Source organism: Legionella feeleii (assembly GCF_001467625.1).
In the GTDB taxonomy this organism is placed as follows: domain Bacteria; phylum Pseudomonadota; class Gammaproteobacteria; order Legionellales; family Legionellaceae; genus Tatlockia; species Tatlockia feeleii.
In genome coordinates this window covers 184,102-205,852 of record NZ_LNYB01000080.1, presented here as the reverse complement: position 1 = coordinate 205,852, position 21,751 = coordinate 184,102, and the positions used below count along the sequence as shown (strand labels likewise).

The following is a 21,751-nucleotide window of genomic DNA, read 5'->3' as shown; positions in this document are numbered from 1 at the left end:
TCACAGCACAGAGAATCAAATCATAAGCGCCAGGATAGTCGATGTGTCAACAACCCCCACTGTCCTCAGTGTTTTACTTGTAGTGATCAGACATGGATATTGAGAACAGCAAGAACAATTTCAATTGTAATTAAAACAATAATAATAATTTCTAAGGTATGGGAATGACGTGTTTCCAGGTAATCGTTAAACATATCGAAAATTTCATTCAAGGTGTCTAACCGATGGTTAATCGCGTTGACGCGGCGTTGAATATGTAAATAACGCTCCATCATGATGAAATATTCCTCGAGTGTCGGATGCTGCCAGAAATATTTGGGATGGTAGAGGAAGTTGGAAATTAAGTTGGTTTCGCTTTTTGCGCCCAGAATTTCTCCGATAACCTGGATAATCTGGCTACGGCTTATTGGCATTTCTCCCTTATTGGAGAGACTCTGAATCATTGGGTTGTATTTCTCAATCAGTGCTTCAATGATGGTTTCAAAATACTGCAATTTTGCTGATTGGGAAAATCCATAAGACAGGCTTAATTTTAGCTCATCACTATCTGTATCGATGGTTAAGCAGTCCACATCAAAAAAATCATGGGGCTCTATGGCTGTTTTATCACCGATTTTGTAGCTGAACTCATCCCGCACTAAAAAAGGAACGGGTTTTTCACCAAACATTTTGATGATATTGAGATAAGCTTCGATTTGATGGCGTTTGATTCCCCAGGAAACGATCGTACCATTTTTAAAGACAAAGATTATATGATTATGATTACTGTTATGGCCAAGCTTTAATATGTCACGCGTTTTATTGGAATGATAACCATCCAGGGTGGTTTTGATGTAATGATCTAACCGTGTTAAATCAATCGAGCTGGCAATGCAGTATGTTAAGCATTCCATGATTATAAATAGCCTTTTGGAAGTAGATTATAGCTTGTGATATCAATAGGGAGCCTGATATCACAAGTCAGCAAACTAGTAATAATTATAACTGAAGTATAACGAGACTACACGCTTTCTGTTTCGCGACCAGTCTCAGTCTCGCGGCCACCTGTTTCTGTTTCGCGCCCGGGATAGGCTTTTTTTCTATCGGTCATGCCACTCAGCCATTTTGGGCAAACCTCCAGCACTTCAGCAATTTTATCCAGTTGCTCGGCCGGTGGTAATAGATGACCAAAGATCATTGCATTGGCCAAATGGCGGGTGACGCCAAATACCTTTGCAACTGCTTTTGTTTTTTCCGCTAATTCCTCGGGAAAACCTAGTAATGATAGCTCACGGTTAAATCGTTGTGAAAACACTTTACTGTTCACTTTTCACTCCATGAAAAAAATTGTTTTATCAGCCTTCCAGGGCCTGTTGACATTTCACTCACTTGAGTCGAAAAGCATTGATTTACGAGCATCGCAGCACAGTTTACAGGGTAGTAAGTGAGCAGCGAAACGCAGGGAATCAATGCTTTTCGGCCAAAAGGGTAGAAACGTCAACAGACCTTAGTTGATAAGCCGCGCCCTTTTTCATACCCGTCAGTCCCTGATACAGGTAAGTCTGTTATAACTTATTTTTTTTCTGGCGCAAAGTATTTTCTATTTATTTTAAAAACAATTAGTTACCTTTAGCAGGCTTTGGTCATTTTTAATAATTAGTTGCCTTTTTTTTATTCATTTCAAAGGGTTGAAAGGGAGTTGAAAAACCATGGCGATTATTTTTTAACATAAAACGGCCATGACAGTATTCGCATAGTCAATTCCATTTAAATAGGCCTGACTATAATCCTGTGCTGTAAAGGTAGTGTAATCGAGCAGATCAAAGCGGCCCTGTTCATAATGTTGAGTTAGCGAGAGCAATTGACCGAGAATGCCACGTTTGTGTAGTAAGGCGTCATTGAGTTCTTCACTAAGGGGAATTTTACTGAGTAAGGAGGCCATGGGTTCATTTAAAATAGCGTCGAGTGCGGAAAACATCCCTACAGTATAGGCTTGCTGCGAATTCACCAAGCCTGAAGTGCGAGCCAATACCTGGCACATTTTAGCCCGAATTAAAGTCCGCTCTAGTAAATCATAAGTAACCTCATCCAGACTTGATACTAAAATCAAACTGATCCAGTTGCGTATTTGGACAAGACCGAGCTGCTGAATGGCTTCTAGCAACGAGTCGATTTTTTTTCCTATATACATTGCTGGTGAATTGGCAAGGCGCAGAATGCGGTAACTCAATTTGGGGATCTGCAGAATGATTTCTTCCACGCGCTCTATTTTCACATCAGGGTGATGCAGCTCCGCTAATAATTTTAGTAAGTAAGCTTTGTTCTCTGATAATTCCTGGCCTTGGATTGGGCGTGGGAAATTGAGAAAAAAACCTTGGAAATAGTAAAAGCCAAGCTTTTTGCACAGTGACAGTTGTTTCTTATCTTCAATTTTTTCGGCCAATAATCGACCTTTAAAGTTTTTAAGTAAGGTCAACTGTTTTTTGATCTCGCTCTCACTTAAATTAAGGACATCGATTTTTATGATCTGGGCTAAGTTAATTAAAGGGATCAGTTCGTCACGAAAAACGAAGTCATCGAGGGCAAATTTGAATCCCTCTCTAACCAGTAATTTAATGGTATCCAGGAGTGGTTCGTCAATAACCGTATGTTCCAACAATTCAATAATGACTCTATCTTGGGGCAATAGCAGTGGAATTTTTTGTAAAATATGGTTGCGTGTAAAATTGATATAGCAGGGAAGTTTACCGACCACTGAATCCAAACCCAGGTTAGTAAAAAGATGAGACAGGACAAAAGAGGTTGCGTTGTCTCCTGCCTGATTATCCTGTGGGTCAATATTAGATTGCAAATCATCGCCATTGCGATACAGGAGTTCGTAGGCGCAAACGGAACCTGCTGCATCATAGATTTCCTGGCGTGCAAATAATATTGGAGTCAGTTGTTGAGTCAAGTTAATAACTTATTGCTAGGGTCGTATTATTAGTATAATCAATTAAATAGCGCTTATTATGATTTGTGGTGAATATATTTTTTTAAGCGGTGATGGGCGGAAAAATTTAAGGGCTGATTTCTCAACAGAGGTTGCCCCTTGCTGAATCAGCCCTTATGAGAAATTGGATCAGCTTAATTCTCTCTATGACTCATGGTGACCATAATAATTCAAATCCAATTCCCTTGCTGCCTTCACATCATCCAAACGTTTAACAGGCAGGCTATGAGGTGCATTCCTTAATAAGTCTGGGTTTGTTTGTGCTTCATGACGAATAGCCTGCATGGCGCTGATAAAGCCGTCTAATTCTTCCTTGCACTCGGTTTCAGTCGGTTCAATCAACAAACATTCCGGTACTAGCAAGGGGAAATAGGTTGTTGGCGCATGAAAGCCATAATCCAGTAACCGTTTCGCCAAATCCATTGCACTGACGCCAAACTCTTTTTTCTCCTGCCCCATAGTCAGAATAAATTCATGGGAAGCACGTCTGCCAGGATAAGCGGGTTTAAAACCGGCTTCGGTTAATTGGGAAAGTAAGTAGTTGGCATTGAGAGTAGCAAATTCAGATACGCGCAATAAACCTTCTTTACCAAGAACACGGGTATAAAAATAAGCACGCAATAAAATAGCGGCATTACCCATAAAACAGGATAAGCGGCCAATACTTTGCGGGTAGTCAGTTCTTGTTGCCCAGCGGTAGGTTTCTTTTTCTTTTACTACAACCGGGAGCGGTAAGTAGGGAAGCAGGCGTTTTCCGACTGCGACAGGACCTGCCCCTGGCCCACCGCCGCCATGGGGGGTGGCGAACGTCTTATGCAGGTTTAAATGCATGACATCAAAACCCATATCCCCAGGTCTTACTTTACCCAAAATAGCATTCAGATTGGCACCGTCATAATAAAGTAACCCGCCAGCCTGATGGACAATTTCAGCAATTTCTTTAATCTGGCGCATAAATAAACCAAGCGTGGAAGGATTGGTTAACATAATGCCCGCTGTTTTGGGACCTACTTTGGAGCGCAGCTGTTCCAGATCGATATCACCATCTTTTGCCGTAGGAATTTCAACTACTTTAAAACCACACATAACGGCCGAAGCGGGATTAGTGCCGTGTGCCGCATCAGGGATAAGGATCTCTTCACGGGTCGTATCGCCACGTGATTGATGATAGGCCTTAATCATTGCCACACCAGCAAACTCTCCCTGGGAGCCGGCCATGGGGGTTAAAGAGACGCCAGCCATGCCGGTAATTTCGGTCAGATAAAGTTGTAATTCATAAAGTGCTTGCAGAAAGCCCTGGCTGCTTTGTTCTAAGGCTAGAGGATGGCGATTACTGAATCCTGGAATGGAAGCCGCTTTATGCACCCCGCGAGGGTTGTATTTCATCGTACAGGAACCCAAGGGGTAAAAGTTGGTATCAATAGAAAAATTTTTCTGTGACAAACGGGTATAGTGGCGTACTACCTGTAATTCAGAGCAGGCTGGCAGACGCGGTGGGGTTTGGCGTAAAAAATGAGCTGGAATAGCAAATTGCTGTTCGGTGCCTTGGGGAGCCTGGGCGGTTGCCTGGCGGGTAGCTTTAGAGCGTTCAAAGATTAACATAATTTGCCTTCCGTTTCTTGAATGAGGTCTTTGAGTTCCTCACGATGTTTTACAGGAGTAAATTCAATAATCTGGTAATCAGCAATTTCAGCAAGGTAATAAGGGTCTTGCTGCAACATGGCTTCCAAATGCGCTTTGTCCCTGGTTGTAGCGATAAGAATACTGCCGGTGCGCGGTTTCATTGGCCCGGAAGCCAGAAGTAAACCTTGCTTGTAATGGTAATCCAGAAATTCGCGATGTGCCTGCAAATACTTATCTACTTCACTGATCGCTGCTTTGTAGGTTAGCTGTACAATAAACATCAACTACCTCGCTTAGACATAATTTGTTTGAGTGAATTGGCATAATGAGCAATTTCCTCATCTGTACGCAGCTCTGTCGCACAAACCAGGATGGTATTTTTTAATCCCGGATAATGAGACTCCACGGGATAACCGCCAGCAATGCCTGCGTCATGTAACTGTTGGAGTACCGAAGCAGCAGGTTGATTAAAACGTAGAAGGGTTTCATGAAAACAAGGTGCTGAAAATACTTTTTCTACGCCCTCAATTTGGCTCAGTGCTGCAACCAGGGTTTGAGTGTTATGATGGCATTGGCGAGCGACCTGTTGCATGCCGTCAGCACCAAGAAGACTCATATGAATGGTTGCTGCAGTGACCAGCAAACCTTGATTGGTACAGATATTGGAAGTCGCTTTACCCCGTCTTATGTGTTGTTCGCGCGCTTGCAAGGTAAGACTGAAGCCTGTTTTGCCATCTTTATCGAGGGTACGCCCTATCAGGCGCCCTGGCATTTGACGAACATGCTCCATGCGTGTGCTAAAAAATCCAAAATATGGGCCGCCTGAGGCAAGCGGGGAACCAAAGGGTTGCCCTTCACCACAAACGATATCGACACCACGAGAACCCCATTGCCCAGGTGGTTTTAAGAGGGCAAGAGAAATTGGATTAACGCAGGCAATGCTCACTGTGCGATTCGCATAGGCCCAATCACTCATTGCATCGACTTGTTCCAGGCAGCCAAAAAAGTTGGGCTGGGCAATAATTAAGGCGGTAATATCTTCGCCTTGATACTTGTCCAGGGCAGATAAAGCCGTGATCCCTTCTTTTTCATCAAAAGGCAGTGTGATGACTTCAATATGTTGCGTACGCACCACAGTTTCCAGCGTTTCACGATATAAGGGGTGAACGGTACCGGCGACCAGAACGCGATTGGTTTTACTGTGTTTATTCACGCGTACCGCCATCAAAACCGCTTCAGCGAGAGCCGTGGCACCATCGTACATCGACGCATTGGCTACATCCATGCCGGTTAATTCGGCCATCATCGTTTGGTATTCATAGAGTAACTGCAATGTTCCTTGACTGGCTTCTGCCTGGTAAGGCGTATAGGCAGTTAGAAACTCACCGCGTGATGCAATATCCCACACTGCAGCCGGGATATGATGCTCATAGCTGCCTGCACCAATAAAACAAATGCCATTTTGGTTTTTATCTGCTAAACGTTGGGCTTCTTTTAGCATCGCCATTTCGCTGAGGCCGGCAGGTATATTTTTTAGTTCGCCATAGAGCAAAGACGAGGGAATTTCATCAAACAGGTCTTGTGTTTGTTTGGCTCCAATGCTCGCCAACATGGCTTGCGTATCTTCGTCTGTGTGTGGAATATAAGGCATTATTAGTGTTCCTCTGCTATCTCGTTTTGATATTGTTCGGCATTTAACAATTCATTTAACTCAGCTGGATTATGCGCTTTTAATTTGACTAACCAACCAGCTCCATAGGGGTCGCTGTTAACCAGTGCGGGATTAGCACTCACTTCCTGATTAACCGCTACAACTACACCGCTGATTGGAGCATAGAAATCGGAGGCCGCTTTTACAGATTCAACAACGCCCAATTCATCCCCGGCTTTAAATTCGTCACCTGTTTCGGGCAGCTCTACAAAGACCATATCGCCTAGCAGTTGTTGAGCATGTTCAGTGATACCGATGGTATATTCATCCCCGCCGCTTTTTAGCCATTCATGTGTGCGGGTAAATTTTAAATCTGTCATTATCCTTTCCTCATTATTATTCTTAAATTATAAACGTTAGCGATGAAGTCAACCGCCCTACAATATTTTTCCGCGCTTAACAAATCGCGGCTTACCCACTTTCGCGGGAATTAATTTACCGCGGATATCAACCATGACTTGTTCACCGGTATTTGCAGGTACACGCGCCAGGGCAATGGATTTTCCCAGGGTGGGCGAATAAGTGCCGCTAGTAATAACACCGTCACTTTGTCCGTCGACCACAACACGTTGGCCGGTACGCATAATCCCTTTATCCTGCATAACCAAGCCGACCATTTTGCGTTTAACGCCATGCTGTTTTTGTGACAATAAAGCACCCATCCCGATAAAATCGCGATCTTCTGGCAGCCATTTTACAGTCCATTCCAAACCGGATTCCAAGGGGGTAGTTGATTCATCCATATCCTGGCCATATAGCAGCATGCCAGCTTCCAATCTTAAGGTATCGCGTGCAGCCAAACCGCAGGGTTTAACGCCAATTTGCAAGAGAGACTGCCAGAGATTAATTGCTGCATCGTGGGGCAGAATAATTTCAAAGCCGTCTTCACCGGTGTAGCCCGTGCGGGCAAAAAACCAGTTGTCGACATCAACACATTCGAAATTGGTTAGCGTAGATACACCGTCGCTTTGAGCAGGGGTCAGAATAGTCATTATTTTGGCTATAGCTTCCGGACCTTGGACAGCTAGCATGGCGAGTTCGTTTCGCTCTTGCAGGCCTACAGAAAATCCTTCGCTTTTGGCGCGGATCCAGGCCAGATCACGTAAACGGGTTGCTGAGTTCAAGACAACACGGTAATTATCAGAGGCGCGTTGATAAACAATTAAATCATCGATGATTCCGCCATGCTCGTTACACATACAACTGTAAAGTGCACGTCCCGTATGCTCGAGTTGATCGACATCGTTAGTCAACAACTTACGCAAAAATTGTCGTCCGCCTGCGCCTAGTACATCAACAACCGTCATATGAGACACATCGAACATACCGGCGTGTTGCCGAACGTAATGGTGCTCCTCCAGTTGTGAGCCATAATGCAAGGGCATTTCCCAGCCATGAAAATCAACCATTTTAGCGCCAAGTGCCAAATGATTAGCATGCAATGGTGTTTTTGCAATCATATAAATCCCTCTTTTCTGCGCGTTGGTGCGAATGATTATACCGAGATGAGTTATAACGACAAGTGGATGACACATCATTAATCTCATTGTTTAGGCCTGCCATAATTTTTCGCAGTTTTCAGATAGAAAATAATCTGATAATCCATTATTCTTCTTGCGCGCTTATCATCAGATAAACAAGGGGATTAGAATGTTATTCAAACAGTTAGGTTATGCCGCATTACTAGGTCTAACAGTGGTTAGTCAAGCTGGCTTCGCTGCAGATGCGATGGTTTTTAAAAATGAAAAGGGTTCTGTTTTAGAATTAACGGTTGCGAAAGAAGGTAATGTGACAGGCTATTTTACTACCGCTGTTGCTTCGAAAGAATGCCAGCAAGCAATTGGTCAAAAACGTCCTTTGGTTGGTTATCTGACAGGTAATGCGTTTACTATCAGCATTGATTACCCTGACTGTGGTTCAGCACTAAGTATTATTGGCAATATTGCTGAAAATAAGAAATCACTGGATACGACCTGGGTCGTTGCCCACCAGGCACTGAACAATCAGCAGCCAAACCTGGGAGCACGTTTCATTGGTCATAATTCTTACACACGGGTCAATTAAGTCTGACTATCCTTAAGTAGCGCGGAGCCAGGTACCAGAAAGGCTTGCTCCGTTGCTTCTCAGGCATACTTTTTGCGTGTGAAGAGCGTAATACCTATCACTCGGACAGCGATAGAGTTTACTCAGGGAGGATTGAGATGACAGAAGAAATCAGTACGCGCTCCTGGGGTAGCCGTATAAAAGATGCTTTTATAGGTGTTTTTGCCGGTATCCTTTTAATTATCGGTTCTTTTGTCCTGACATTCTGGAATGAAGGCCATGGCTTGCATAGGGCTCAATCGCTGATAGAAGCCCAACGCGTATTAATTTCTGTTCCTGATGCCCCTGTTGATAATAAAAATAACCTTCGTGTTGTCTATTTCAGTGGTTTGGCAACGACCAAAGATATTCTGACAGATTCTTTCCTTGGCATTAAAGAAAACGCCATTGGCCTCACGAGAACTGTAGAAATGTATCAATGGAAAGAATATACCGAAACCAAAACTGAATCGCAGATGGGCGGCTCAGAGAAAACAACGAAAACGTATAATTACAAAAAAATCTGGTCACAAAAACTGCTTGATAGTTCGTCGTTTAACGATCAGGCTGGGCATCAGAATCCTGCGGCAATGCCCGTTGAGTCACAACAGCAATATGCTCAGACAGTCACTGTGGGAGATTTCTTGCTTCCACAAAGCCTGATTGGTGAAATTAGTGAAACAAGCCCTGTTAACCTTTCCAAAGTGAATCTCTCCGCGATCCAGAAACAAATCAATAAGCCAGTCCATTATGTAAATAATCAACTCTACGGGGGAGCGGATTACCAAAATCCGCAAATTGGCGATCTACGCATTAAAGCAACGGCGGTTTTACCTCAAACGGTTAGCATTATTGGCCAACAAACAGGAAATACCTTACAACCCTATATGGCCAAAGCGGGGCAAGAGGTGATACTCCTGACTTCCGGACAGGAATCACCAGACCAAATGATTCATGATGCGCTGGTTGAAAATCGAATTATCACCTGGATCCTGCGTCTGGGTTCCCTGCTCGCGATGGTTGCTGGATTTTCCCTGATATTAAAGCCGTTGGTTGTCCTGGCAGATGTACTACCCCTATTAGGTTCTATTATGGGATTTGGTACGGGCTTGATTGCTTTTGTTTGCGGTTTTGTCCTTTGGTCAATCGCAACGGCAATAGCCTGGTTCGCTATCAGGCCGCTTTGGTCTCTTGGTATTATCCTTGTTGCCGTAGTGGTCAGCTACCTCTTTATTATGCGTCGGCGGCAAACGCAAGCATTAAATAAAACAACTCAGCCAGCAGAAGCAGATATTAAAGATAATCTCTCAAAATGACTGTCATTGTACGACATAAAAGCACGAGGCTTTTGATGTCGTACGGATTAATTACTGCGTTTTTTGCAGTGTTGAGCTTGATGGGTTTTTTATAGTCGCCTTTGGCCTTTTAGGCACAATAGGTGCTTTCATGCCTGTTGGCGCTATACCTTGCAACAATAGTTCATTGGTGCTTGGTCTACCTACGCCATTAGCGTCTTTACAGCGTTGTGTGTGGCATTTAATTTTGCAATTGCCGTCAACGCAGCCGTAGCAACCCCAATCAGGCCAGCAGCAAGCCCAGTTACCTGTTTCTGAACCGGTCCAGCTACCACCGGACAATTCGCAAACCCCTTTGAGATCTTCTCCACCGCCGCTACCGCCTGATTGCTGCGCAAACGCGTTGAAGGATAAGCTGCTGCTGATGAGTATTAAAATAGTAAATAGTCTATGCATGATTACTTCCTCCGCTGAAGTTGAACTGCACAGAAGCGGTTAGCTAGTCCATTACCACTCATGTCAAGCATAGTCCTCCAATTTTGTCTTGTAAATAAACACCATGGCCAAAAGTAACAATGGACTCATTCGAAAACTCGCTAGCGAATCCTTTGCTTAACTCGGGTATTTGCTCTAGGATAAAGTATCATTGCTCATAGGAATATCCGTGACGAATTGGCTTGTGTCTTGGCATTGGCTGCTTGATCTTCTTTGGTTAATTTTTTTACTGGTTTTGTTGCGGCATTTCTGGCGGGATCGGCAATCATTACAGCAAACCAAATTCTGGCTCATTACTAAAGGACGTATCACACGTTTTGTCTGGACTCGTGAAGGACACCAGTTGTGGCCGAAAATAGAATATACTTATCAGGTTTTTGATAGGGATTTTATTGGCGAATACCTCTTTTTGGACACGTCACACAATAATCCTAATAGTAAATATGCGCGTAAAGTGGCCTATCGTGCTGCGATCGCCTTTGAAAAAGACGAAGAAATAGATATTTTTTATAATCCCAATAATCCGGAGCAGGCCGCTCTCGATGTGACCATGCCCCGCAAATTAAATTTGATTATTATCTTGCTTGTTTTGTTGATTATTGTGCACCTTGGGGTGGTTGGGTATCACTTGTTGTAGCAGTGCTATCGACGTCTTGCTTACATTGGCAAGGTGGCGTTATCACCTGGGCCTGCAGACTACTGATAGCAAAACCTCGTACACCTTGTCCTGATGGTGCCCGGTTAAAGTTAATGGTAACCCGCAAGTTTTGTTTTTGTTGGTATTGAGGGTTTCTGTAAACAACGAGTAAGGGCATGACAGCTTGCCACTGCGCGGCATTTATCACCTTGATTTCAGGGGGTAACGTTGCTACTGCACTGACGAAATAAGAATTTTTTTGCACTGCATCAGGGAGTTTGGACGCATTGAGTGCTGCACTATAGGCCGTCCAGCCTGCAGCAGTAAAATATTTGGCGATTTCTCGTTGCCGGTCAATAAAATTTTTATAATTGAAGGTATAGGTAGCGACAATGGCTTCGTTGACCCATACAGCCATCTGGGTATCATCGGACGCTGGTGCAGCCCATGTCAAAGAGCAGGAAAAAAGGGTGATTAATACGGCATAGAGCTTAATGTATCGCACTGTATTCTCTCGTAAAGATTTTTAGTTAATTGTAGACGGGTTTAAAACACAAAAAAACCCCGGCTGAAAGCCGGGGAAAACGGGTGTCCGACATTCTCGTACGGACACTACTCTGCATAAAGAGGGAAAGCAGAGTAGAGCACTCGGGGGAATGCTCACTTATTAGACACATTTGTTTGAAAAAAGTTCATCTGAAATAAAATAAATTATTAATTTTAATGGGTTCACAATGACAGACTATATACCGATAAGCCGGTATTTATGGTATTTTATGCGGTTTTGGGTTATTCAATAAGTGACTTAGGCCTTTTGCAAAATCCATTCTTTAATAGCCAATCAAAATTCAGGTATCTCTTTTGATTGGATAAGGTATAGTTCGGTTCAATGGCGTGAATATAATGAGGGGGGCATTGTGCGCAACAGTCGTTTTTACTTTGCCAACCGCGAAAATGTCAGTCGCTTTATTAACCGCTGGGATCTGCTGCTCCTGATCCTTATTTTTTCTGTATTATTTTTTCTTGGCTGGGCAGGCAAACAGATGGCAAGCCCCTATCAATTGGGGGAGCCGCTACCCATTTCACTTGAGCCGTCAAAATTACCCTTTTATGCTTTACGTACCGTGTTACGTATGTTTATTGCCCTGGCCTTGTCTATTATTTTCACGTTTATTGTCGGTACCTTGGCAGCAAAAAACAGGCGTGCTGAACAAGTTGTTATTCCAGCAATCGATGTTTTGCAATCCGTGCCAGTATTAAGTTTTCTATCCATTACCGTTACCGGTTTTATTCATCTTTTCCCCGGCAGTTTATTGGGGCCGGAATGTGCCTGTATTTTTGCTATTTTTACAGCGCAGGTATGGAATATTATTTTTGGATTTTATCAATCGTTAAAAACCTTGCCTCATGACTTAAAAGAGGCTTCGGCTATGTTCCAATTATCAGCCTGGCAGCGTTTTTGGAAGGTTGAAGTCCCTTTTTCCATGTCCAGTTTGTTGTGGAATATGATGATGTCTATGTCCGCAAGCTGGTTTTTCGTTGTTTTATCCGAGGCAATTGCTGTCGCTCATCAGGATATCCGTTTACCTGGCGTGGGTTCTTATATTGCCCTGGCTATCGAAAGGCGTGATTTGCATGCGGTAGGGTATGCTATTTTAACCATGGTTATTGTTATTTTTCTCTATGATCAGATTCTGTTTAGACCACTTATAGCCTGGTCAGAAAAGTTTAAAATGGAACAAGCGCCGGATGAGGAAGAATATCAATCCTGGCTCATTGATTTGCTGCGCGGCAGTCGATTAACCAAGCGCTTTGGCAAAGGGCTCAATATTGTCAAAGATAACTTTGTTAATGCCCAGTGGTTTCGCCGTAGAGGGCCGAAGGTGGTGAAAGAAGTCGATTTCCACCGTCAAAAACACCTTGATTGGCTATGGTATGCAGTCGTTTGGTTGGTCATTATTGGCAGTGGCTGGTTATTGCTGGAATTCATTCTTGCCGAACTGAAGGTCAGCGAGATTGTCCACGTGTTTCTTCTTGGGGCTGCTACCGGTACTCGCGTCATTGTTTTGATTATTATCAGTTCTCTCATTTGGATTCCCGTGGGGGTCTGGATCGGGTTGCGGCCGCGCCTCGCGCAAAAAATACAGCCGGTCATCCAGTTTGTAGCCGCATTTCCTGCTAATTTATTCTATCCTTTATTTGTAATTGCCATTGTACGCTTTAATTTAAGCGTGGAAATTTGGGTAACGCCGCTGATGATTCTGGGTACGCAGTGGTATATTTTATTTAATGTGATTGCCGGGGCATCAACCATTCCGCGAGATCTTTATCTGGCGGCTGATAATTTTGGTGTGAAGGGATGGCAATGGTGGAAACGACTGGCTTTACCCGGTATTTTCCCTTTTTATATCACTGGCGCAATTACTGCGGCAGGCGGTGCCTGGAATGCCAGTATTGTGGCAGAATGGGTCAGCTGGGGGAGCACCACGTTAAAGGCAACCGGTTTAGGGGAATATATACAAGCCAGCACGATTGCCGGTGATTTTCCGAAAATTGCGTTAGGTACGGCAATGATGTGTTCCTATGTCTTGGCGTTTAATCACCTAATTTGGCGCCCGCTCTATCGTTTGGCGGAAGAGCGCTTTCATTTTAATTGAGGCTTCGATGTCAGAAACCATTATTGCTCTTGAAAATTGTCGTAAATCCTTTAAAAAAGCATCTGAGCAAGATTTACTGGTGCTTGAGGATGTCAATTTTAAATTACAGGAAGGCGAAATTGTCGCCATGCTGGGTAAATCAGGCTCCGGCAAGTCCACCCTTTTGCGTATTATTGCCGGGTTGGTACCACCCTCATCAGGAAAAGTAACCTATCGCGGTAAAGCCGTCACCGGACCCGTACCGGGTATTGCGATGGTTTTCCAATCCTTCGCGCTGATGCCTTGGCTGACTGTACTGGAAAATGTGGAGCTGGGTTTGGAAGCCCAGGGGGTAGGTCGAGAGGAGCGTCGCCATCGCGCTATTGAAGCGATTGATACCATTGGGTTGGATGGTTTTGAGTCGGCTTTCCCCAAAGAGTTATCAGGGGGAATGCGGCAACGGGTAGGTTTTGCACGTGCTCTGGTGACCAATCCCGATGTGTTATTGATGGATGAGCCTTTTTCTGCGCTTGATGTGTTGACAGCAGAAAACCTGAAATCGGATTTACTCGAATTATGGCAAGAGAAAAAGACCAACACGAATGGTATTTTGTTGGTCACGCACAATATTGAAGAAGCGGCAACACTCGCTGATCGAATTGTTATTTTTGGTTCTGATCCTGGTTATATTCGCGCTGAATTACAGGTTACCCTGCCGCAACCGCGTGAACCTGATACACCGGAGTACCATGCGTTGGTTGATAAAATCTATACCTTGATGACCACTGGTCCCAAGGAAAAGGCAAGGCGTGCCCAACGCGAGCGGCAAATTGGCCTGGGCTACCGTTTGCCTGATGTAGAACCTTCAGAATTATCAGGCCTTATCGAAACGATGAAATCCTTTGAAGAGCGTATTGATTTACCTGAGCTTGCTGATGAGTTAATGATGAACATTGACGATTTGTTCCCTATCCTCGAAACACTGGAAATTTTGGGTTTTGCCAAAGTTTCAGATGGGGATATCCAATTGAGTGAACTGGGTAAACAATTTTCTGAGGCCGACTTGCAAGAGCGTAAGCAATTGTTTGCCAGACGTTTATTAGAAAAAGTACCTCTGGCACGTTATATTCGCCGCGTCCTGGATGAAAAAATTGGTCATCGCGTTTCCGAGGAACGCTTCCTGAGCAAGTTGGAAGATTATTTAAGTGAAAAGGAATCAGAGCGGGTATTGCGTACCATGATTGACTGGGGACGCTATGCAGAGATTTTTGCCTACGATTTTACCAGCGGTATTTTAAGTTTGGAAAATCCGGGTATCTCTGGTTCTACTAAAATTAACTAGGGTTAGTTCGATATAAAAGCAGAATTCTGTTTTATATCGCTAGACGAAATAGCGTGTGTGAAGCCACCGGAAAATCCGGTGGCTGGTGGTACATCAAGCTGTTTTTTGATTGGCTTTCGCTAACAGAAAATCAAGAATTTTAAACAAACGCTCTTCACTTTTTGCCATTTGCAAATCAGTCTTGTATTGGTTGTTAATAACAACAGCAGGTACACCGGTGATACGGAAACGAGCCATAGAAGCTGTTCCTGCAGTCACTTTCATATCAATAGTGGTTGAGTTTTCAAAGGCACTTTTTGCAGTCGCACTTGCTACGCCTTGGGCTGTGAAAAAATCAATCATGGCTTGATTGGTATTCAGTGACTGTTTATTGTCCTGGATCGCCTTAAACAAAGCCGGGTTGAGTTTTGCTTCCAAGCCTAGAACATTCGCGGTGTAGTAAGCCTTAGCGTAATAACTCCAATCTTTATGAAACACGACTGGTACACGGGAGAATTGAATTTTATTCCCCTGTTTCTTTACCCAGCCAGCCAATGAAGGCTCAATACGATAGCACCAGGGGCAGCCATAACTAAAAAATTCTGTTACAGCGATTTTATTCTTAAGGGGTGTTGTATTGCCGTTGACTACTTCATAGTCTTTTCCTGCCACAAAATCGTCAGCGAAAGCTAACGCTGGCAGTAATAAAGCAATTAATAAAAAACGTTTTAACATAGTTTCTCACTTCAAAATGTTTGAGAACGTGCAGTTTACATGAAACACAAGTGTATTTGTATTTTTTCGCAATAATTGGACGGGTTGCATTTCGCCAGGTTGGGCGTTTATAGCTGATGTTCGGGCATCGCAGCGGAGCATACACGCCAGTATGTGAGCAGCGAAGCGGGGAAAAACAGGCCTAAGTGGCCAGTTAGTAGAAATAATAGGGAGGGGCTGTTTAGATTTCGCCAGGTTGAGTGCTTAGGGTTTGATGGTTGAGCATCGCAGCGGAGCATACTCGTCAGTATGTGGGCAGCGAAGCGGAGAAAAACAGGCCTAAGTGGCCAGTTAGTAGAAATAATAGGGAGGGGCTGTTTACATTTCGCTAGGTTGAGTGCTTAAGGTTTGATGGTTGAGCATCGCAGCGGAGCATACACGTCAGTATGTGAGCAGCGAAGCGCAGAACATCAAACCTTAAGCGCCAAACTAGTAGAAATTTAAACAGCCCTTAATGGAGGCCCTGCATGTAATAGGCCACCGCAGCCATATCCTCTGGACTCATACGTGCACTTATATCACGCATAATGGAATTCAAATCATTTTTGCGTTTTTGATCTTTAAAGGCTTGAAGTTGCTGTATGGTATAAAGCGCATGTTGCCCTGATAACACGGGAAACCCTGCCTGCTCGTTACCTGTCCCTCTGGGGCCATGACAGGCTATACAAGCAGTAATGTGTTTATCGAAATCGCCGCCGCGATACAATTGCTCACCCCGTTTTAAATATTTTTTGGGCACAGAGCCTTCTGGCAAAGGGAGTTTGGCATAATATTCAGCCAATGCTGCCATATCCTGTTCATTGAGGTTGGCAAGGATTGCTGTCATCGTTGGAGCATTACGAGTAATGCCTTTTTTGAAATCGAGCATTTGTTTGAGCAGGTATTTTGCATGTTGCCCTGCAAGGCTTGGCCACTCGGGATTAGTGCTAATTCCTTTTGCACCATGGCAGGCAACGCAGAGCGCCGCTTTTTCTTCAACCGAAGAAGCAACCTCAGCAGCCTGGATCGCGCATGTGTAGAATAGTACAACAGCAAACACGATTTTTTTCATTCTTTTTCCGAAGGTTTTATCTCATTTAATGGTACACTGCCTGAGCAAAAATCCCAAAATGAAATTGAAAAATAATGTTAAGAAATCCATATACTCAGGCCAGTTTTTTAAAAAGCGCAGCGCGTGTTGAGCATCTCCCTCCTGACGAGGGCTTTGAAGTCGCTTTTGCTGGACGCTCGAATGCCGGTAAGTCCAGTGCCCTTAATTGCCTAACCGGTATCAAACAACTCGCCCGTACTTCGAAGACACCGGGGCGTACACAATTAATCAATCTCTTTAGCCTGGATGACCAACGGCGTTTGGTCGATTTACCCGGCTACGGTTATGCCCAGGTTGCCCAGCAAGTGAAGCAGGATTGGCAGAAAAATTTAGCGCATTACCTTGAAGTGCGCCAATGCTTAAAGGGCCTGGTGTTGCTAATGGATTGCCGCCATCCGTTGAAGGATTTGGATAAGATGATGGTTGACTGGTCGTTAGACCGCGAATTACCCGTCCATATTCTACTGACCAAGGCAGACAAATTAAGCCGCAGTGACGTTAAAAATACTGTGATAAAAGTGCGCCGCCATTACCAGTTAATGGAAGAACTTATCACCGTCCAAGCCTTTTCTTCATTGAAGAAAGAAGGGGTTGATGAGTTGATTACCAAGTTAAATGAGTGGTTTGGTTGGTTATCGACTTAAAGTCATTGTAGGTCGGGCTTTGCTGGCCCGACATGCTCAGCCTACATTTACTATTTATAAATTAAATCCCTTGCTTCAGAGCGCCATATTCCCTTAGCGTCTCAAGAACGCCCGCCATATAGCCTATTCTATTTGCCTCTATAGAATTAAATCTGGCAACTAATGTCTTATCCTTTGATATTTCTGTTGGTGATTTTTTTATCGTGTTGTAATCACTGTTGGATTTTATTTCCAGAATATAATTATCTGCTTTTCCAGTCATTTTCTGGGACACAATGAAACAGTCTGGATTTAAGTACTCCATTGTTGCAATATGGGTTAGTGTACGAATAGTTTTTTTATCCAGATTCTCCAAAAACTCGTTTTCTATAACTATATCTCTAATATTTTTCTCTATAATAGTGTCACATGGGGGTATTTTAATCGTTGCTTTTGTGAAACCAGTTTTTTTGCATTCATAAATATGGAGTATCTCATATCCAGATTTAGGATCAGTTTCAGTCATAAAATCCTTAAATATAAGAGTCAGCCAGTGATCCCAGCTTGTTTTTTGATTCATTATTTCCTTTCGCAATAAATAACCCATTTTATTTCTACGTAGGTAATTCTATTAATTATTTATTCTTACAGTGGAATTAATTAAACTAATTAATAAATGAAAGATTTCGCCATACATGGTAATATAACCATTTGTGGCGAAAATTACTATATATGGCGAATTATGTCAATCGATTTTGTGCTAGCTGAACTTCTAGAAAAATTTAATCTAAATGTTTTAGAGTTAGAAAGGATGACGGGTGTGCCGTCAAGCACAATTTATAGATTGTTAAAAAACAAAAATGGGAATCCCACAATTGAGGTCTTAAAGAAATTATCATCTTTTTTTCAAATTACCGTGAGCCAATTAATTGGTGAAGAACCTATTGGTTGTAAACAAATACCGTTGATTCAACCTACAGAAATATGTTCATTTTTAAAACTATCCCAAGAGGGGAGAACTCAATTAAATACAATTCCTATTGAATTTCCAACAAATAACCGGTGTTTTGCAACGTTCTCTCAAGACAATATGATGGAACCATTTATACTTGTAAACTCCATAGTTATTGTCGATCCCGAGCGAGATATAACCAACAAGGATTTTGTTCTACTCATTAAAAATGAAAATGATCCCCCTAAAATTAGACAAATAATTTCAGATGGGGAGGATTTTTATATAAAAATCCTCAACTCAAATTTTCCTATACAAATTAAGAGAATAAATTTAAATGCATACACTTTTAAAGGGGTGATCGTCCATTACCGAACAAATCTTTTTGATATGGGAAAGAATAATACTCAGCATGCTTTATCTACTTCCATGAGGGTGAAGACTAATTAACAAGGATAGTCCTGTGAAACTACCCATATTAAAAAATGTAAGAAATTACTTCTATACCATTGATAAGGGCACGTATTTGGTTTTACTTGGTATGTTGTATGCGACGATATTCTTCTGCTCTTTTGTAATGGGCTATAAAACAGTAGAACTATATGGCCGAATTTTATGCTCCTCTGTCTTTGTTTTTCCATTTCTTTTCCCACTTAATGATTCAATAACAGAACTACTAGGAGCCAGAGTTTCTTATTTTATGATTTTGGCAATTATCATTTGTGAGTTCCTATTCAGTTTTGTTACATATGGTTTATCACTGTTGTCATCACCTTCTAATTGGCACAATCAGGAAATCTATTCTATTTTTACTACCGGCTTTGTGCATATAGCATTTGCAGATTCAATTTCTCTGGCAATTGGTTTTTTTGCTAATACCTATGTAATGGATAGATGGGGAATGAAATGGTTTGGAAAGGGTTTTTTTAGAAGAAGCCTAGGTGCAACTGCTATAGGGGAATTGCTTTTTACAATTTCCACTAATTTAATAACATTTCATGTTCTAAGTGACGCCAGCTTGCGGGATACAACCAATATTATTATTTCGGATTACATACTGAAGATGCTATATTCTTTCATAATTTGCATACCAAACGCTTATCTAGTAAGTAAATTTAAAAAAATAATGCCTAACAATACTATTTCATATAACAGTGAGAAGGTTCTACATTTCAATCCGTCAAGAGTAAAGTATCGAACTTAATAATATTTTCTGTCTTTGCCTCTTTTCGTATTCTAAATTCTTGTTCGGTTTCATGGCTACCAACTATATTTCCTATGCAGGCGCTATCTTCGGAACTAAACATCCTAAGACTTTCTATATTAGAATATATTTCCTTTGCTGGTTTAATATAAACTTTATTGGTTGAATCATTATAAACGATCAATGGTTGTTCCAATTGCTCAGAAAATTGATGCTTTATCAAGTGAAATTTTTTCTTATATTTAAATTCAATCAATTTTTTCTGATTCTCAAGTAGAGCTGCAATTATTCGATCGTAATCATCTTCGGAAAAAAAATTTTTAGCTCGCGCTTCTCTAAGAAGTTCTATGGGGTCTTTTTTTATCAGAGGAGTGCATTTGCCATGAAGTTGTACCCAGAAATAGATTAACCCTGTTTCTGTGTCTACATTTTCTGATTCTATTTTAAAGGACGGAATTCTTAGTTCTTTAAAATAAGAAGATATTTTGAGAAAGAGCATTCGTTTACTAATCCCTTGATAAGCAATTGCCCGCAACCAACACGATATTAACATATTCCTTGCATTCTGTATCTGTATTGTTTATTGATAAGTGTAAAAGTTCTCTCTTGCCTTAAGTTGCTCAATTATGAATGATCATGTTTACAAGAACCCAATTAAATATAGTAAAAATAATGAGTTACAATACAATTTTGCTATGAGCGTTTTAAGTAAAATATTTTTTTCCTCTAACGCAAGGGTGTTAGATATAGGATGTGGGGATGGAGTTATTACAAGCGAGGTTGCTAAAATTGTTAGCACTGGCTGTGTAATAGGCACCGACATATCAACTCAGATGATTGAATATGCTGCAGAGAAATATTCAGCTCAAGACAATATGCGCTTTATTCAAATGGATGCAAGTAAAAATATTTTCCGCGCACAATTTGATATTATAACTTCATTTAATTGTTTGCATTGGGTGAAAGATCAGATGGGAGTCCTCAAAGGAATTGCAGACTCTGCCGTTGAAGGTGCTCAAATTGCATTGCTTTTATCTCACAGGAAATCAATTTATCATTTTGTTTTGGATGAAATTTGTGCGCGTGAGAATTGGAAACAATATTTCACAGATTTTATAAATCCACGATTCTTCTTTGAGCCGAATGTGTATGAGGAAATGCTAATAGAAGCTGGATTAAAAACTATAGAGATTACTGAAGAAAAAATGACTTATACTTTTCCATCAAAAGAAAAGCTCAAAGGTTTCTTTAATGCTGCCAGTGCTCAAATTAAACAGATTCCAGTAAGTAGAACAGAAGAATTTTTAAACGATTTTGTAACTGAATATCTAAAGCAAACAAATTACGATGACGAAATAATTCCCGTCCATTTCTGGTGCTTACAAGTGATAGCAACCAAGCCTAAATTAGTGTCAACAAAAGCTGTTGAACTCGCAAACCACGGCGCATAGTGGAGAGTGGGTTGATTTAAGGGGCTATTGCGGATTTATTGGCTACCTTATGAAGGTTGGGTCGCGACCCAACCTACGGACTGAATTGGTATCAACAAAAGCCTTTGAGCTCGCGAACCATGGCGCATGGTGGCGAGTGGGTTGATTTGAAGGGCTATTGGGGATTTATTGGCTACCTTATGAAGGTTGGGTCGCGACCCAACCTACGGACTGAATTGGTATCAACAAAAGCCTTTGAACTCGCGAACCGCGGCGCATGGTGGCGAGTGGGTTGATTTGAAGGGCTATTGGGGATTTATTGGCTACCTTATGAAGGTTGGGTCGCGACCCAACCTACGGACTGAATTGGTATCAACAAAAGCCTTTGAACTCACAAACCACGGAGCATAGTGGTGAGTGGGTTGATTTGAAGGGCTATTGGGGATTTATTGGCTACCCTATGTAGGTTGGGTCGCGACCCAACTTACATCGGTTCGGAGTTTGGGATTAGCTTCCGTAATCGCTGAGAATTCCCCGCAATGATATTTCAGAGGTTTTTGTTGGGTCGTGACCCAACCTACTTCTGTTCGGAGTTTGGAATTAGCTTCCGCAATCGCTGAGAATTCCGCAATGATAGTCCAGAAGTTTTTGTTGGGTCGTGACCCAACCTACATCGGTTCGGAGTTTGGAATTAGCTTCCGTAATCGCTGAGAATTCTGAAATGATATTTCAGAGGTTTTTGTTGGGTCGTGACCCAACCTACATCGGTTCGGAGTTTGGAATTAGCTTCCGTAATCGCTGAGAATTCTGAAATGATAGTTCAGAGGTTTTTGTTGGGTCGTGACCCAACCTACCCTTACATACTCGGTGCTTGTGTTTGTGTTTCAGTGGGATCGACTAATTTATT

At 42.3% G+C, this 21,751-nt stretch carries 23 protein-coding genes; 9 read left to right on the top strand and 14 right to left on the bottom strand.

The genetic code is table 11. The annotated features are described in order from the left end of the window. Positions 1–86: 86 nt before the first annotated feature. The 8 genes from Lfee_RS08580 to gcvT all read right to left on the bottom strand — a co-directional run bounded on the left by Lfee_RS08580 (position 87) and on the right by gcvT (position 7,765). The gene (locus tag Lfee_RS08580; protein WP_058445821.1) at positions 87–893 is read right to left on the bottom strand and encodes an RMD1 family protein; all 807 of its coding nucleotides are present in this window, start codon (positions 891–893) and stop codon (positions 87–89) included. Positions 894–1,000: 107 nt separating this feature from the next. Continuing rightward, a complete protein-coding gene (locus Lfee_RS08575) occupies positions 1,001–1,306 on the bottom strand; it encodes a hypothetical protein (protein WP_058445819.1) in 306 nt (101 codons plus the stop codon). Positions 1,307–1,702: 396 nt separating this feature from the next. Further along, positions 1,703–2,932: an EAL and HDOD domain-containing protein gene (locus Lfee_RS08570; RefSeq protein WP_058445817.1), complete on the bottom strand. Its 1,230-nt coding sequence runs from the start codon at positions 2,930–2,932 to the stop codon at positions 1,703–1,705. A gap of 183 nt (positions 2,933–3,115) precedes the next feature. Further along, entirely contained in the window at positions 3,116–4,573 is a 1,458-nt protein-coding gene (gene gcvPB / locus Lfee_RS08565; RefSeq protein WP_058445815.1) for an aminomethyl-transferring glycine dehydrogenase subunit GcvPB, read from the bottom strand. Then, a complete protein-coding gene (locus tag Lfee_RS08560; RefSeq protein ID WP_058445813.1) occupies positions 4,567–4,875 on the bottom strand; it encodes a YciI family protein in 309 nt (102 codons plus the stop codon). The genes gcvPB and Lfee_RS08560 overlap by 7 nt, the downstream gene beginning before the upstream one ends. After that, positions 4,875–6,245, bottom strand: a complete 1,371-nt coding sequence (gcvPA, locus tag Lfee_RS08555) for an aminomethyl-transferring glycine dehydrogenase subunit GcvPA (protein ID WP_058445811.1) — start codon at positions 6,243–6,245, stop codon at positions 4,875–4,877. The genes Lfee_RS08560 and gcvPA overlap by 1 nt, the downstream gene beginning before the upstream one ends. A 2-nt stretch (positions 6,246–6,247) precedes the next feature. Next, positions 6,248–6,625 (bottom strand): glycine cleavage system protein GcvH, encoded by a 378-nt coding sequence (gene gcvH, locus Lfee_RS08550; protein WP_058445809.1) that lies wholly within the window; start codon positions 6,623–6,625, stop codon positions 6,248–6,250. Positions 6,626–6,682: 57 nt separating this feature from the next. Next, complete coding sequence (gene gcvT, locus Lfee_RS08545) at positions 6,683–7,765, bottom strand: glycine cleavage system aminomethyltransferase GcvT (RefSeq protein ID WP_058445807.1); 1,083 nt, start codon at positions 7,763–7,765, stop codon at positions 6,683–6,685. Positions 7,766–7,955: 190 nt separating this feature from the next. Between gcvT and Lfee_RS16715 the strand changes: the two genes are divergently transcribed. Together Lfee_RS16715 and Lfee_RS08535 are read left to right on the top strand one after the other, a co-directional pair. Continuing rightward, positions 7,956–8,369 carry an avidin/streptavidin family protein gene (locus Lfee_RS16715; protein WP_058445805.1) on the top strand — a complete coding sequence of 138 codons (414 nt, stop codon included), beginning with the start codon at positions 7,956–7,958 and terminating at the stop codon, positions 8,367–8,369. Between the two features lie 137 nt (positions 8,370–8,506). Then, positions 8,507–9,703, top strand: a complete 1,197-nt coding sequence (locus Lfee_RS08535) for a TMEM43 family protein (RefSeq protein WP_064088251.1) — start codon at positions 8,507–8,509, stop codon at positions 9,701–9,703. A 51-nt stretch (positions 9,704–9,754) separates the two neighbouring features. On the opposite strand, the gene Lfee_RS08530 is transcribed toward Lfee_RS08535, so the two are convergent. After that, positions 9,755–10,138 (bottom strand): hypothetical protein, encoded by a 384-nt coding sequence (locus Lfee_RS08530; RefSeq protein ID WP_058445803.1) that lies wholly within the window; start codon positions 10,136–10,138, stop codon positions 9,755–9,757. Between the two features lie 208 nt (positions 10,139–10,346). Here Lfee_RS08530 and Lfee_RS08525 point away from each other — a divergent pair, with 208 nt between their 5' ends. Beyond that, on the top strand, positions 10,347–10,814 hold the full coding sequence (locus tag Lfee_RS08525; RefSeq protein ID WP_238584904.1) for a DUF3592 domain-containing protein: 468 nt from the start codon (positions 10,347–10,349) through the stop codon (positions 10,812–10,814). Here Lfee_RS08525 and Lfee_RS08520 read toward each other — a convergent pair. Further along, positions 10,774–11,319 carry a DotI/IcmL family type IV secretion protein gene (locus tag Lfee_RS08520; RefSeq protein WP_256593787.1) on the bottom strand — a complete coding sequence of 182 codons (546 nt, stop codon included), beginning with the start codon at positions 11,317–11,319 and terminating at the stop codon, positions 10,774–10,776. The genes Lfee_RS08525 and Lfee_RS08520 overlap by 41 nt on opposite strands. A gap of 412 nt (positions 11,320–11,731) precedes the next feature. Between Lfee_RS08520 and Lfee_RS08515 the strand changes: the two genes are divergently transcribed. Further along, positions 11,732–13,471, top strand: a complete 1,740-nt coding sequence (locus Lfee_RS08515; RefSeq protein ID WP_058445802.1) for an ABC transporter permease — start codon at positions 11,732–11,734, stop codon at positions 13,469–13,471. Between the two features lie 7 nt (positions 13,472–13,478). Further along, complete coding sequence (locus Lfee_RS08510; protein ID WP_058445800.1) at positions 13,479–14,792, top strand: ABC transporter ATP-binding protein; 1,314 nt, start codon at positions 13,479–13,481, stop codon at positions 14,790–14,792. A 93-nt stretch (positions 14,793–14,885) separates the two neighbouring features. Here Lfee_RS08510 and Lfee_RS08505 read toward each other — a convergent pair whose 3' ends face one another. After that, positions 14,886–15,506: a thiol:disulfide interchange protein DsbA/DsbL gene (locus Lfee_RS08505; protein WP_058445797.1), complete on the bottom strand. Its 621-nt coding sequence runs from the start codon at positions 15,504–15,506 to the stop codon at positions 14,886–14,888. Positions 15,507–15,996: 490 nt separating this feature from the next. Continuing rightward, on the bottom strand, positions 15,997–16,596 hold the full coding sequence (locus Lfee_RS08500) for a c-type cytochrome (RefSeq protein ID WP_058445796.1): 600 nt from the start codon (positions 16,594–16,596) through the stop codon (positions 15,997–15,999). Between the two features lie 74 nt (positions 16,597–16,670). Between Lfee_RS08500 and yihA the strand changes: the two genes are divergently transcribed. After that, on the top strand, positions 16,671–17,279 hold the full coding sequence (gene yihA / locus Lfee_RS08495) for a ribosome biogenesis GTP-binding protein YihA/YsxC (protein ID WP_058445795.1): 609 nt from the start codon (positions 16,671–16,673) through the stop codon (positions 17,277–17,279). A gap of 61 nt (positions 17,280–17,340) precedes the next feature. Here yihA and Lfee_RS08490 read toward each other — a convergent pair whose 3' ends face one another. After that, positions 17,341–17,838: a hypothetical protein gene (locus Lfee_RS08490; RefSeq protein ID WP_058445794.1), complete on the bottom strand. Its 498-nt coding sequence runs from the start codon at positions 17,836–17,838 to the stop codon at positions 17,341–17,343. Between the two features lie 162 nt (positions 17,839–18,000). On the opposite strand from Lfee_RS08490, the gene Lfee_RS08485 reads away from it, so the two are divergent. Further along, entirely contained in the window at positions 18,001–18,660 is a 660-nt protein-coding gene (locus Lfee_RS08485) for a helix-turn-helix domain-containing protein (RefSeq protein ID WP_165482123.1), read from the top strand. Positions 18,661–18,673: 13 nt separating this feature from the next. Continuing rightward, positions 18,674–19,414, top strand: a complete 741-nt coding sequence (locus Lfee_RS08480; RefSeq protein ID WP_058445792.1) for a VUT family protein — start codon at positions 18,674–18,676, stop codon at positions 19,412–19,414. On the opposite strand, the gene Lfee_RS08475 is transcribed toward Lfee_RS08480, so the two are convergent. After that, positions 19,383–19,913 (bottom strand): hypothetical protein, encoded by a 531-nt coding sequence (locus tag Lfee_RS08475; RefSeq protein WP_131753129.1) that lies wholly within the window; start codon positions 19,911–19,913, stop codon positions 19,383–19,385. The two genes, Lfee_RS08480 and Lfee_RS08475, sit on opposite strands and share 32 nt — an antisense overlap. A gap of 127 nt (positions 19,914–20,040) precedes the next feature. Here Lfee_RS08475 and Lfee_RS08470 point away from each other — a divergent pair, with 127 nt between their 5' ends. Continuing rightward, positions 20,041–20,865 carry a class I SAM-dependent methyltransferase gene (locus Lfee_RS08470; protein ID WP_058445789.1) on the top strand — a complete coding sequence of 275 codons (825 nt, stop codon included), beginning with the start codon at positions 20,041–20,043 and terminating at the stop codon, positions 20,863–20,865. The last annotated feature ends 886 nt before the right edge of the window (positions 20,866–21,751 follow it).